The organism is Vicinamibacterales bacterium (genome assembly GCA_035699745.1).
In the GTDB taxonomy this organism is placed as follows: domain Bacteria; phylum Acidobacteriota; class Vicinamibacteria; order Vicinamibacterales; family 2-12-FULL-66-21; genus JAICSD01.
In genome coordinates this window covers 62,285-76,324 of record DASSPH010000070.1, presented here as the reverse complement: position 1 = coordinate 76,324, position 14,040 = coordinate 62,285, and the positions used below count along the sequence as shown (strand labels likewise).

At 69.3% G+C, this 14,040-nt stretch carries 9 protein-coding genes; 8 read left to right on the top strand and 1 reads right to left on the bottom strand.

Annotated elements, in window-relative coordinates:
- Nucleotides 1-317 precede the first annotated feature (317 nt).
- From VFK57_17105 to VFK57_17095, 3 genes are read left to right on the top strand one after another with little or no spacing between them, the layout of a single operon-like run.
- Entirely contained in the window at nucleotides 318-794 is a 477-nt protein-coding gene (locus tag VFK57_17105; GenBank protein ID HET7697437.1) for a hypothetical protein, read from the top strand.
- A gap of 15 nt (nucleotides 795-809) precedes the next feature.
- A complete protein-coding gene (locus VFK57_17100) occupies nucleotides 810-1,949 on the top strand; it encodes a fatty acid desaturase (protein HET7697436.1) in 1,140 nt (379 codons plus the stop codon).
- Entirely contained in the window at nucleotides 1,910-3,661 is a 1,752-nt protein-coding gene (locus VFK57_17095; protein HET7697435.1) for a sulfatase-like hydrolase/transferase, read from the top strand. The genes VFK57_17100 and VFK57_17095 overlap by 40 nt, the downstream gene beginning before the upstream one ends.
- Nucleotides 3,662-3,670: 9 nt before the next feature.
- Here the strand turns inward: VFK57_17095 and VFK57_17090 are convergent, their stop codons facing one another.
- Entirely contained in the window at nucleotides 3,671-4,684 is a 1,014-nt protein-coding gene (locus VFK57_17090) for a LacI family DNA-binding transcriptional regulator (protein HET7697434.1), read from the bottom strand.
- 139 nt (nucleotides 4,685-4,823) lie between these two features.
- Between VFK57_17090 and VFK57_17085 the strand changes: the two genes are divergently transcribed.
- The 5 genes from VFK57_17085 to VFK57_17065 all read left to right on the top strand — a co-directional run bounded on the left by VFK57_17085 (nucleotide 4,824) and on the right by VFK57_17065 (nucleotide 13,964).
- On the top strand, nucleotides 4,824-8,486 hold the full coding sequence (locus tag VFK57_17085; GenBank protein HET7697433.1) for a carboxypeptidase-like regulatory domain-containing protein: 3,663 nt from the start codon (nucleotides 4,824-4,826) through the stop codon (nucleotides 8,484-8,486).
- Between the two features lie 36 nt (nucleotides 8,487-8,522).
- Entirely contained in the window at nucleotides 8,523-9,437 is a 915-nt protein-coding gene (locus VFK57_17080; GenBank protein HET7697432.1) for a c-type cytochrome, read from the top strand.
- The gene (locus VFK57_17075; GenBank protein HET7697431.1) at nucleotides 9,438-11,195 is read left to right on the top strand and encodes an acido-empty-quinoprotein group A; all 1,758 of its coding nucleotides are present in this window, start codon (nucleotides 9,438-9,440) and stop codon (nucleotides 11,193-11,195) included.
- Nucleotides 11,196-11,210: 15 nt separating this feature from the next.
- Nucleotides 11,211-12,704, top strand: coding sequence for a Gfo/Idh/MocA family oxidoreductase (locus VFK57_17070; protein HET7697430.1), 1,494 nt, complete (start codon nucleotides 11,211-11,213; stop codon nucleotides 12,702-12,704).
- A gap of 114 nt (nucleotides 12,705-12,818) precedes the next feature.
- Nucleotides 12,819-13,964, top strand: a complete 1,146-nt coding sequence (locus VFK57_17065) for a sugar phosphate isomerase/epimerase (protein HET7697429.1) — start codon at nucleotides 12,819-12,821, stop codon at nucleotides 13,962-13,964.
- The last annotated feature ends 76 nt before the right edge of the window (nucleotides 13,965-14,040 follow it).

The following is a 14,040-nucleotide window of genomic DNA, read 5'->3' as shown; positions in this document are numbered from 1 at the left end:
CGTGAACCCCGAACCGAGAACCCCGAACCGTGAACCCCGAACCGAGAACCCCGAACTCCGAACCCGAAGAACCCGAACCCGGAGAACCCGTGGAACCCGTGGAACCCGAAGAACCCGTGGACCCGTGGAACCCGTGGAACCCGTGGAACCCGTGGAACCCGAAGAACCCGTGGAACCCGAAGAACCCGTGGACCCGTGGAACCCGTGGACCGTGGAACCCGAAGAACCTCGAGCTACCCAGTCGCCGCTAGTCATCCGCTAACACCCCGAGCCCGATGCCGTCCTCTCTGCGTGACCCGGATTCGAAAGGACGTGCCATGAGACTGAGCAGTATCGGCGGTCTGGTGCTCGCCGGCGCCTGCGTCGTCGCGGCGACGGCGACGCTCGGGGCCAGTGACTTCGTCGGCGTCTATGCCGTGATCGACAAGGTCGTGCTGGAACCGAGCGACAGCGCTCCGGAGCGGATCGTCATCCGCGGCGCGTTCGCGTTCTCGGACGGCAAGCGCGGCAGCGGCTACGGCGAGGCGCAGCGCGGCTATCTCTACTATTCCTGTCCGGCGGCGCAGCTGGCCGTGTGCCGCCGCGAATGGGCGGACCTGCAGTCGGTCGCGGGGAAGGACATCGGCATCGGGTTCGGCGGGCGGTACCTTCCCACCGGGCGCGTTCGCAAGGCCGACGAGCCGCCGGCGTCGCCGGACGTGTATCCGATCGAACGCGGCCTGACGCGTCTCTCGGCGGGACACGAGTCGCTGCCGGTCATCGAGCGCATCAAAGCCGTGCTGCGCGGACGCTAGCACACGGAGGCACCCGTGCACGGCACCGTCGGCGCCAGATCGATCCATCTCCTGCGCTACTCCGGCTGGGACGCGGTCCTGATCGCGCTGTCGCTGGGCTATGCCGCGCTCCTGGTGGCCGCGCCCTCGATCCTGTTGATCGCCGTCGGCCTCTGGTGGACGGCGAACACCGCGGCGCATAACTTCATCCACACGCCGTTCTTCCGATCGCGCCGGCTGAATCGCGCGTACGCGCTGTTCCTGAGCGTGCTGATGGGCGTCCCGCAGAGCCTCTGGCGCGCGCGCCACCTGCGCCATCATCACGAGCACGTCCTCGAGGACCATCCCGAACGCGCCGCTCGGCCGGCGCCGGCGCCGCCCTTGTGGACGCGTCAGGCGGCCGTCGAAGCGGCGCTCGTGCTGACCGCATGGACGGCGATCGCGCTGCTCGACGCGCGATTCCTGCTGCTGGTCTACGCGCCCGGCTACCTCGCCGGGCTGGGGCTGTGCGCGCTGCAGGGGCATTTCGAGCACGCGCGCGGCACCACCAGCCACTACGGCTGGCTGTACAACCGCGCCTTCTTCAACGACGGGTATCACGCCGAGCATCACCGGCGGCCGGGCGAGCACTGGACCCGCCTGCCCGGCGCGCCGCGCGACGGCGCCCGCGCCAGCCGGTGGCCGCCGGTCCTCCGCTGGCTGGACGCCGTGTCGCTCGAATCGCTCGAGCGCGTGGTGCTGCGATCGCCGCGGCTGCAGCGGTTCGTGGTCGGGGCGCACGAACGCGCGTTCGCGGCGCTGCTGCCGCAGCTCCCGTCGATACGCCGCGTCACCATCGTCGGCGGCGGTCTCTTTCCGCGAACCGCGCTGGTGGTGCGCCGGCTGCTCCCCGACGCGTTGCTGACGGTGGTCGACGCCAGGCGGGAGCATCTCGACATCGCGGCGGCGTACCTGCCGTCTTCGGTCGAGTGCGAGCAGCGGCTGTTCGATCCCGCGGTGCCCGAACCCGCGGACCTCGTCGTCATTCCGCTCGCCTTCATCGGCGACCGCGAGCGCGTGTACCGCCATCCGCCCGCGGCGGCGGCGGTCGTCCACGACTGGATATGGAAGCGGCGCGGTGGAGGCGTCCCGGTGTCGTGGCTGCTGCTGAAGCGGCTCAACCTGGTCACGCGCTGAGAGCAATCGCCCTGCTCGCCGTCCTGGCGAGCGCCAAGGCGATCGCGCTCGCGGGCCGTCCCGTCCCGCTGTCCGCCTGGTCCCCGTTCGCCTTTTTCTGGCAGGACGTCTGCGTCGTTCTGGTGTTCCTCGCGTTCGACCGCATCGTGAAGCGGCCCGCCGCGGCGTGGACGGCGTACGCCGCGATCGCCGCCTACGCCGCGCTGAACGTGCCGATCGCGCGCGTGCTGTCGACGCCGCTGACCTGGACGATGGCGCGCGCCGCGCGCGGACCGCTCGCCGACGCCGTCCGCCACTACGTCACGGCCGCCAACCTGATCGCGCTCGCGATCCCGCTGGGGCTGGCGATCGCGCTGCCGCTGCTGCTGGCGCGGCGGACGCCGAGGATCCGGGCGTGGGCCATCGCGCTCGGGCTCGCCTTCGTCCCCCTCGGCGCGATCGCGACGACGCGCGTGAACACGTTCGGGCTGCATCGCAACGCCATCGGCGCCCTGGTGGCGACGAGCCTGCCTCGCGTCACGCCGCTCGCCGCCGACGACGACTGGCGGGCGAGTCCGTTTCCGCAGCGGACGGCGGAGGATCTCTCCGCCCTGCGCGGCGCGATGCGCGGACGCAATGTCGTCGTCGTGGCGCTCGAGTCCACCGGATCGCGGCACCTGAAGACGTACGGCGCGGACGTGGATCCGATGCCGAATCTCACGGCGCTCGCGCGACGAGCGATCGTCGTCGAGCGCGCCTACGCGGTGTATCCGGAGAGCATCAAGGGCCTGTTCGCCACGCTCTGTTCGCGGTACCCGGCCTTCGATACGCCTCCGGAGCTGTACGCCGGCGTGCCGTGCGCGCCGCTTCCGGCAATCCTGCGCCGCGCCGGCTACCGCACGGCCCTGTTTCACTCCGGCCGGTTCGAGTATCTCGGCATGCCGGCGATGATCGAAGGCCGCGGCTTCGAGCGGCTCGAGGACGCGGGCGCGATCGGCGGCCAGGTGGACTCGAGCTTCGGCATCGACGACGCGTCGACGGTCCGCCGGATGCTCGACTGGATCGCGTCGCTGCGCGGCGAGCGGTTCTTCCTGACCTATCTGCCCATCGCCGGCCACCATCCGTACGAGGCCGCCACGCCGGGGCCGTTCCGCGGCCGCGACGACTTCACCCGCTACCTGAACTCGCTTCACGAGTCCGATCAGGCGCTCGGCCTGCTGCTCGACGGCCTGCGCCGGCTCGGCCTCGACGACGAGACGCTGGTCGTCGTGTTCGGCGACCACGGCGAGGCCTTCGGCGAGCATCCCGGCAACTTCGCGCACACCCTGTTCATCCACGAGGAGAACGTCCGCGTGCCGTATCTGATCGCCGCGGCGGGGGCGATCGATCGCGAGCGGCGGCTCCAGCGCGTCGTCAGCGCGATCGACACGGCGCCGACGATCCTCGACCTGCTCGGCCTCCCGGCGGAGAGGCTGCATCAGGGGACCTCGCTGCTGACCGCCGGTCACCGCATGGCGCTGTTCTTCACCGACTATTCGACCGGCTGGCTCGGGCTCGCGGATGGCTGCTGGAAGTACGTCCACGACATCGATGGCGGCCGATCGTCCCTGTACGACGTCTGCGCCGATCCGGGTGAGTCGCGCGACCGCGCCGGCGAGCTTCCCGGCAGGGTGGCCGCGTATCGCGATCGCGTGCGCGCGTGGGCGGCGGCGCAGAAGGCGCTGGTGCGCTGATCGAGGGGGCTACCGCGGCGCCGGCGCCGGCGCGGTGCTTCCCCGGCGGACCACGGTGTGGGGCAGCGTCACCGAGTCGGGAGCGGCGCTGCCGTCGTCGATGATCGCGAGCAGGAGGCGGACGGTGCCTTCGCCGATGGCGCGCATCGGCTGCGCCACGGTCGTCAGCGGCGGCTGCGTGTAGCGCGCGAAGCGGATGTCGTCGAAGCCGACCACCGAGAGATCCCTCGGGACCCGGAGCCGGCGCTGCCGCGCCGCTTCCAGCACGCCCATCGCCATCTCGTCGTTGAAGCAGAAGACTGCCGTCGGCGGCTTCGCCGCGGCGAGCAATTGCGCGGCGCCGGCGGCGCCCGATTCGACGGAGAAGTCGCCGGAGACGACCAGCAGGTTCTGCGCGCGGCGGTTGCGCGCGGTGGTCGTGGCGCCGCGCAGGCGATCGCGGCTCAACGGGCTGGCGAGCGGGCCGGTGATGACGCCGATGCGCTGGTGGCCGAGATCGTAGAGCACGTGCATGACGTCGGCGGCGGCGCGGGCGTTGTCGATGTGCACGCTCGGCACCCCCAGCCGCGGATTGAACTCGCAGCCGTTGACCACGGGCGCGCAGCGCGGCGCGGCGGCGCGGGCCAGTTCGGCGGCGGCTTCGGGGAGCCGGTGGCCGAGGAAGATCAGCCCGTCGGCTTCCTTGCTCTTCAGCATGAGCGCGTAGCGTTCCTCGCGCACCGGGTCGTGCTGTGTGTCGCCGAACAGCACCGCATAGTCCTCGCGGAGGGCGGCCTCCTCGATGCCCTGCAGGATCAGCGAGAAGAACGGGTTCGAGATGTCGGGGACGGTGACCAGCAGCTTGCCGGTGCGCGCCTGCCGCAGGTTCTTGGCGGTGGAGTTCGGCGTGTAGCCCAGCCGATCGACGGCGCGCAGCACCCGCTGCCGCGTCTTGGCCGAGACGACGTCGGGACGGCTGAGGACGCGCGACACCGTCGCCGCCGACACGCGGGCGCGTCTGGCGACCTCGTAGATGTTGGGCATGCCGCGCCATTATCGCCCGGGCCGGGCGGGGCGGTCTTGCAACCGATTTCAGACTCTGATAGCGTCCGGCCTCGAAATCCGTCATCGGTGCAATCGATTTCAGTCATGACACGGTCCGGAACGCGAAAGGGGAGGAACCATGGTCGGACGGACGTCGGCGTCGGTTGCTCTGCTCCTCACCGTGCTGATCGCGGCGCCCGCCGCGGCCCAGCTCACCACCGGGACCTTCACCGGCACCATTAAGGACGGCACCGGGCTCGTCGTGCCCGGCGCCACGGTCGTGCTCACCAGCGAAGCGCGCGGCACGCAGCTGCCGACCGCCGTCACCAACGCGCAGGGCGACTTCGTCATCGTCAACGTCCCCCCCGACACCTACACGCTCGAAGTGACGATGCAGGGGTTCAAGCCGCTCAAGCGCAGCGGGTTGAGCATGAGCGCGGGCGATCGGGTCGGCCTCGGCGTGCTGGTCGTGGAGGTGGGCGCGCTGACCGAGACCGTCACCGTGCAGGCCGAGTCGCCGCTGGTGCAGACGCAGAGCGGCGAGCGCTCGTTCACGGTGACGACCCAGGCGGTGCAGAACCTGCCGATCTCCAACCGCAGCTTCGTGCAGCTCGCCTCGCTCGCGCCCGGCGTGACCGGCAACAACCCGTCGCGCGTCGGCGACCGGTCGTCGACCGGCGGCAACAACAGCAACATCATGATGGACGGCATCTCCACGATGGACACCGGCAGCAACTCGGTGCTGCTGCAGATGAACGTCGAGTCGATCGCCGAGGTGAAGGTCCTGGTCTCGAGCTACCAGGCGGAGTACGGCCGGTCGAGCGGCGTGCAGGTCAGCGCGGTGACCAAGAGCGGCACCAACCGCTTCCGCGGCTCCGCCTACGACGTCATGCGCCAGGATCGCTGGAATTCGAACAGCCGCACCAACATCCTCAACGGCGATCCGAAAGCGCGGGTGAACGAGAAGGATCTCGGCTACACCATCGGCGGACCGATCGGCAAGCCGGGCGGCAACAACAAGCTGTTCTTCTTCTACGCCCACGAGTACGCGCCGCGGACGTCGGGCGGCGACACGGTCCGGTTCCGCTTCCCGACCGCGCTGGAGCGCGCCGGCGATTTCTCGCAGAGCCTCGACAACAACGGCAACCTCTATCCCTATGTCAGGGATCCGCTGAGCGGCGCCCCCTGCAACGCCAACAACACGGCGGGCTGCTTTCAGTCCGGCGGCGTCATCGGCCGCATCCCGGCCGACCGGCTCTACCAGACCGGCCTGAACATCCTCAAGATGTATCCGATGCCCAACGTGACCGCGGCGCAGTACAACTTCGAGCTGGTGCGCCCGGCCGAGAAGCTGCGCGCCAACCAGCCGGCGCTGCGGCTCGACTATCAGCCGACGATGAAGCTGCGCGGCACGTTCAAGTACGCGGGATGGTCGCAGCAGGACGTGATCATCCCGGGCACGATTCCCGGATGGAACGACACGCGCCAGTACAACCCGTTCGTGCGCACGATCGCGACGACGGTGAACTATTCGGTGACCAACGCGACCTTCCTGGAAGGCACGTGGGGCCGGGCGCAGAACTCGCTGACCGGCTGCGCGCTGGCCCAGGCGAACACCGGCCCGTCCTTCTGCCGCGCCGCGTTCCCGATGAACGACAATGCCAGCCTCGCCGGCGCCGGGCTGCAGAACCTGCCGTTCATCTTCCCGGAAGCGAGCGTCATCAATCAGAGCTACTTCGCCTACGAGGCGCTGAACGGTGTGAACCCGCCCATCTGGGACGGCACGCGCATCTCGATGGTGCCGAACTTCGCCTGGGGCTCGCGCATTGCCAACGCCCCGTCGAACATTCCGTTCCCGGGCTATCTCAACGTCAACAAGACGAACGACATCTCGATCAGCCTGACCAACGTGCGCGGCCGTCACACGCTGAAGGCGGGCTTCTACAACACGCACAGCTACAAGGCGCAGCAGCGCCAGGGCTGGCAGGGCACCATCAACTTCCAGAACGACGCGAACAACCCGCTCGACACGACGTTCGGCTACGCCAACGCCGCGGTGGGCGTGTTCTCGTCCTTCCAGCAGTTCTCGAAGTACGTCGAAGGGAGCTACGTCTACGACAACACCGAGGGCTACGTTCAGGACAACTGGAAGGTGAACAACAAGTGGACGCTGGACTACGGCATCCGCCTGGTGCGCCAGCAGCCGCAGTACGACGAGCTCGGGCAGGCGGCGAATTTCCTGCCTGACCAGTGGTCGCCCGGCAGCGCGCCGTATCTCTACACCGCCGGCTGCGCGGCGACGCCGTGCACGGGCAACAACCGGCAGGCGCGCGATCCCCGGACCGGGCTGCTCCTCGGACCGGCCACGTCGGTGGCGATCGGCACGCTGGTTCCCAATTCGGGAAACACCACCAACGGCCTGTTCCTGTCGGGACAGGGGATCTCGAAGACCACCTACATCTGGCCGAAGCTGCGGGTCGCGCCGCGCTTCGGGACCGCGTATGACGTGACCGGCCGTCAGAACCTCGTGCTGCGCGGCGGCGGCGGGCTGTTCTTCGATCGCCCGGCGGGCAACTCCATCTATCAGCAGGTGCAGAACCCGCCGACGATCCGCAACGTCACGCTGCGCTACAGCACGCTCCAGTCGCTCACCTCGGGCCTGGCGACCGAGGCGCCTCCGACCTTGACCGTGTATCAGTACGAGAGCGGCCTGCCGTCGACGTGGCAGTGGAACGGCGGCGTGCAGATGGTGCTGCCGTGGGCGGTCGCGCTCGACGTCGAGTACACCGGGCAGCACGCCTACAACCTGGTCGAGAACGTCAACATCAACGCCATCGACTTCGGCACGGCCTATCTCGCGGCCAATCAGGATCCGACGGTCTCCAGCGCGCTGCCCGGCGGCGCGGCGGTGACCGCCGACCAGATGCGGGCGTTCCGCGGCTTCGGCTCGATCACCCAGGCGCAGCCGCGGGGCTGGCTGACCAGCCACTCGCTGCAGATGTCGTTCAACCGCCGCTTCCGCAACGGCGTGTCGTTCGGCTTCAACGATGCGTGGCTGATCTCGCAGAAGGGGAGCGCCGGCGCGCGGCTCCAGCACAATGCGGACGGCACCTTCTCCGAACGTGCCGATCAGGCGGACGCCGACCGGCTGCTCGGCCGCTTCGTGCCGGTCAAGCACACGTTCAAGGGGAACTTCGTCTGGGATCTTCCCGACCTGCACGGCAGCGGGGCGGCGATGAAGGGGCTCGGGCTGGCGCTGAACGACTGGCAGCTGTCCGGCGTCTGGACGGGCGCCACGGGATCCGCGTACACCGTCGGCACCTCGTACCAGACCGGCGGCAGCCAGAACGTGACCGGCTCGCCCGACTACGGCGGCCGGATGCGGATCGTCGGCGACATCGGCTCGGGATGCAGCAGCGATCCGCTGCGCCAGTTCGTCGCCGCCGGATTCGCCCCGCCGCTGGTCAACAGCGTCGGCCTCGAATCGGGCGCGGACTACCTGCGCGGCTGTTTCCAGAGCACGCTCGACATGTCGATCGCGCGGAACATCCGCTTCCCCGGCCAGAAGCAGCTGCAGATCCGCCTCGACGTGTTCAACGCCCCGAACAGCGCGATCACCACCGGCCGCAACACGACGCTGAGCGTCGCCAGCCCGCTGGACCCGACGCCGGCCAATCTGCCCTACGACGCCAGCGGCAACGTCGTCGTCTCCCGCTCGCAGCCCAAGAACGCGGGCTTCGGCGTGGCAAACGCGTACCAGGCGCCGCGAACGATGCAGCTGCAGATCCGGTTCTCGTTCTAGATCGGATCGAGCCCGACAAACCCGGAGAACCTCTGCATGATCCGACGCTCGGTCATCCCCCCGACGATCGCCATGATCCTGACGATCGTGGTGTTGAGTGGCGCCCGCGCCGCCGCGCAAGGCGGCGGGCGGGGCGCCGAGCAGGGACGCGGGCGCGGCGGCAGTTCCTTTCCCGCGCAGCAGCGTCAACTGGCCGACGCGGCCGTCATCGCCAAGGGAAAGGGTATCTACGAGACGATGTGCGGCGCGTGTCACGGCATCGATCTGCGCGGCGGACAGCTCGGCGGGCCGAACCTTCTGCGATCGCAGACGGTGCTGCTCGACAGGCGCGGCGAATTGATCGGCCCGGTGATCGTCAGCGGACGTCCCAATCCGGCGCCGCCGGCACCGGCGATGCCGCCGTTCCCGATGTCGCCGGACGACCTCACCGCGGTGAGCGAATACATCCACAGCGTGCTCGCGCAGGGCGGCCGCCAGGGGCGTCCGCCCATCGACGACACCGTGGCGCCCGAACGGGTGCTGGTCGGCGATCCGGCGGCGGGAGAGAAGTACTTTCAGGCGACCTGTGCCGGTTGCCACTCGACATCGGGCGATCTGAAAGGCCTCGCCTCGCGCGTCGCAGACGCGCGGGAGCTGCAGAATCTGTGGGTGTCGGGCGGCGGCGGCGGCGGCCGTGGCGGCGGCCGTGGACGCGGCGGTACCTCGAGCCGCGCCACCGTCAAGATCACGCCGACCGGCGGCGCCACCATCGAGGGACGGCTGTCGCGGATCGACGACTTTCTCGTCTCGGTGATACTCGCCGACGGCAGCCGGCGCACGTTCCCGCGCCGCACCGCGACCGACCCGCGCATCGAGCTGAACGATCCGGCGGAGGCGCATCGCAGGATGGTGGCGGCGCTCGCCGACAAAGACATGCACGACGTCACCGCCTACCTCTGGACGATCAAGTAAATGACCATACGCGCGATCGTTCTGACGCTCGTCCTTCCCGCGGCGCTGCTGGCGCACGGCGCCGGCGTGGTGGAAGGGCAGGCGCCGTCGAGCGGGCTCGATCCGGCGGCGCTGCTGAAGCCGCTCGGCGACACGTGGCCGACGTACTCGGGTGACTACACGGGACGGCGCTACAGCTCGTTGACGCAAATCAATCAAACGACGGTCAAGAACCTCGGGCTCGCCTGGCTGTCGCGCGGCTTCACCAACGGGTCAGGTCCGACCGGACGCGGGGCCGGCGGCGGTGCCGGCTTCGGCGGCGGCGGCTTCGGCGGCGGCTTCGGCGGCGGCGGCCGCGGCGGCGGCGCCGACCATCCGATCATTGTCGGCGGCGAGGGCACCGGCGAGCTGAATGCCGGCGGCAATGCGGCGATGCGAGGGTCGATCCTGATGGTGGACGGCGTGCTCTACGCGACGTCGCCGGACAACGTGTGGGCCGTCGACGCGCGGGACGGCACGATCCTGTGGCAGTACTACTGGAAGACGCGCGGCGGCACGCACATCGGCAACCGCGGCGTCGGCATGTGGCGCAATTACCTGTTCTTCGAAACGCCGGACGACTACCTGGTGAAGATCGACGCGCGGACCGGCAAGGAAGCCTGGCATGTCGAGATCGCGCCGTTCGAGCAGCAGTATTTCTCGACCATGGCGCCGGTGATCGTGGGCGATCACGTGATCGTCGGCACCGGCAACGATCTGGACGCCCCGGGATTCCTGCAGTCGTTCGATCCCGAGACGGGCAAGCGGCAGTGGATTCTGTACACGGTGCCGATGAATCCTGGTGATCCCGGTCTCGACACCTGGCCGAGCCTGGAGGCGGCGCGGCACGGCGGCGGCCATCCCTGGGTGCCCGGCGTCTACGACCCGGAGACCCGGCTCTATATCTTCGGCACCGGAAACCCGACGCCGGCGTATACGCCGGCGGGGCGCGGCGTCGGCGTGGGGTTGTTCACCTGCTCGCTGGTGGCGGTGAACGTCGACACCGGCAAGATGGCGTGGTACTACCAGACCTCGCCGCGTGACATGCACGACTGGGATTCGACGCAGACGCCCGTGCTGATCGACGTGAAGATCAACGGCAAGCCGCGCAAGCTGGTGTCGACGGGCGCGCGGAACGGGTATTTCTTCACCGTCGATCGCGTGACGGGGGAATATGTCGCCAGCGGGAAGTTCAGCGCCACCGCGAACTGGGCGAGTGGCCTCGACCAGCAGGGACGTCCGGTGTTGAACCCGGAGAAGGTTGCCACCGTCCCGGGGGCGATCGTCAGCAGCAGCGCAACGAACTGGCCTCCGCCGGCGTATTCGCCGGACACGGGGCTGTTCTATCTTCCGGAGGGCAACAGCCTCGGGATCCGCTACCTGATCAATGATGATCCGCGCGGGTCGATGGGGCTCGGCGGCACGCAGGGGGGCGGCGGCGTGTCGACCGGCGGCTCGGTGACGGCGATGGATCCGCTGACTGCCAGGATCGTGTGGCGTCACGCGCTCCCGGGGGGCGGCGGCGCCACCGGCATGTTGACGACGGCGGGGAAGCTGCTGTTCGCGGGCGATGGCGGCGGCAATATCGTCGCCTTCGATCCGGCGAACGGCAACCCGTTATGGCACGCGCGGGTGGGCAACGTTGCCGGTGCGCCGCAGACGTTCTCGTTGGACGGCAGGCAGTATTTGCTCGTGTCGCTGGGCGACGCGCTTGCCGCGTTCGCGCTCTACGGCCGCTGATCGGGGGGAGGCCCGATGACCGACTTCTCACGACGCCATTTCCTGTTCGGCACGCTCCTGGCCGGCGTGATTCCGCGCGCCGGCTTCGGCAGTGTGCCGTCCCTGAAGTTCCTCGGCTACCAGTCGCCGAACGGCAAGATGAACATCGCCGGCGTCGGCGCGGGCGGCCGCGCGACCCAGGTGCTCGGCGCGATGGAATCCGAGAACATCGTCGCGCTCGCCGACGTCGATTGGGCGCGCGCCGCGGAGGGCTTCAAGCGCTGGGACAAAGCGGCGAAGTACAAGGATTACCGCCAGCTGCTCGAGAAGGAGAAGTCGATCGACGCGGTCACCGTGATCGTGCCCGATCACATGCACACGCACGTCGCGCTCGCCGCGATGCAGCTCGGCAAGCATGTGTACGTCGAGAAGCCGCTGACGCGCACGCCGTGGGAGGCGCGGCTCCTGACCGAGGCCGCGGCGAAGTACAAAGTCGCCACGCAGATGGGAAACCAGGGCTACTCCCATGACGCGACCCGCGTCGCCGCCGAGATCATCTGGTCGGGGGAGATCGGCGACGTCACGGAGGTGCACTCGTTCCGCAATCGCGCGAGCTGGCCGCAGGGCATGCAGTCGCTGCCGGCGGCGGAGAAAGTGCCCGACACGCTCGACTGGGATCTCTGGCTCGGTCCGGCAGCGATGCGTCCGTACACCTCGGGAGACGATGCCTACCGGAAGGAGTACAACCAGCAGCAGTACGGGTTCTACCTGCCGTTCAACTGGCGCGGCTTCTACGACTTCGGGACCAGCCTGATTGGCGACTGGGGGATTCATCAGCTCGGGCCGGCGAATCTCGCACTGCGGCTGGGCAGCCCGGTCAGCGTCGAGTGCCTCAAGCTGGGCGAGGGGCAGAGCCCGTATACGTTCCCGCGCGGCGGCGTCGCGCTGAAATGGGAGTTCGCGGCGCGCGGCACGATGCCGCCCGTCGCCATCTACTGGTCGGATACCGGGGAGCCGTATACGCCGGCGGGGATGACGGTCGAACAGATGCGTGCGATCCCGGGCACGGGACCGGAGATCGAAGGCACGCAGGGCGCGCGCGGCGGCCGCGGTGGCGGCGCCCGCGGCGGCGGCGGCGCCCGCGGCGGCGCTGCGCCGCAGGGCAGCGGCTACAACACCGTGTTCGTCGGGACCAGGGGCTACCTCGGCACCGGCGGCCGCGGCGAGAGCGTCGGGCTCCTGCCGGGCAGCCGCTGGGCGGACTACAAGCTGCCGCCGCGCAGCCTGACGCGATCGCCGGGACATCAGCGCGACTGGATCCGCGCCTGCAAGGGGGGCGAGGCGGCGTGTTCGCACTTCGGCATCGCCGGGCCGTACACCGAGTGGATGGTGCTCGGCGCGATCGCGGCGCGCGTGCCCGGCAAGCTGCTGTGGGACGCGAAGAAGATGGCGTTCACGAACAGCCGCGAGGCGAACACGTTCGTGAAGCCGTTCTTCCGCAAGGGGTGGGAGCTCAAAGCCGTCACCTAGACGAGCGGGCGTCGGCGGGTGAGCACGCACAGGGGGCGTGCCGGTGGCGCGCGCGAGCGCGTGCGGAGGGGAGTCCGGGGGCGACGCCCTCGGATCAAGACCGAGGAGAGAGCGATGTCGTACACGAGACGGGAATTCGGAAGGCTGGCGCTCGCCGGTCTCCCGGCGGCTGCGCTGCTGGGCCGTGGAGAGTCGATCTTTGGTGCGTTCGCGCAGGCGAAGCCGAACTCGCTGATCGAAGGCGTGCAGATCGGAGCGATCACCTACAGCTACCGGGCGATGCCGGATCAGAGCGCCGAGGCGACGCTGAAATACGTGGTCGACTCCGGCATCAGCGCCATCGAGCTGATGGGCGGTCCGGTCGAGAGCTTCGCCGGGATTCCGTCAACCGGGCCCGGCGGCGGCCGCGGCGCCGGCCGCGGCCGCCGCGGCGAAGGCGCAGCGGACGCGCCTCCGGCGCAGTTCGACTCGTCGTGGAACGGCCAGCCGTGCAACGCGGCGCCGCGCGGCGATGCGCTTCCCGGAGCGCGCGGCGGGGGACGACCTGATGTCGGCGGCGGCCGCGGGCGCGGCGAACTCACGGCGGAGCAGCGCGCCGCTCAGGAAGAGCAGAACGCGAAGGTCAAGGCCTGGCGCACCTCGGTGTCGATGGACACGTTCAAGGCGCTGCGCAAGATGTACAACGACGCCGGCGTCACCATCTACGCGTGGAAGCAGCTCAATCCGAACATGTCGGACGAGGAGTACGAGTACATCTTCAACGTCGCCGAAGCGCTCGGATGCACTCACACGACGCTGGAGCTGCCGACCGGCGAGGGCGCGGACGCCATCCTCAAGCGCGTCGGCGATTTCGCGATGAAGAAGAAGATCTACGCCGCCTACCACACGCATCTGCAGGGGAGCATGACCGCCTTCGACAAGGCGTTCGCCCTCTCGAAAGGCAACATGGCGAACGTGGACATCGGCCACTGGGTGGCGGCGGGCAACATCGGCGGCACGCCGATGCAGTTCCTGCAGAAGTACCACGATCGCGTCTCGAGCTTCCACGTCAAGGACCGCACCACGCCGGAGCACTGCGCGCTGAACCTGCCCTTCGGCCAGGGAGAGACGCCGATCAAGGAAGTGCTGCAGCTGGTCAGGAAGAACAAGTGGAAGTTCCCGGCGTCGATCGAATTGGAGTACACGGTGCCCGCGGATTCCACCCCGGTGGCGGAAGTGCGCAAGTGCCTCGAGTACTGCCGCCGCGCGCTCAGCACCTAGCCGTCGAATCCTTAATCCCTGATCGATCATCCCGGATCCGGCATCGCGGATCCGGGATCGCGTCCTCGAACGAGAC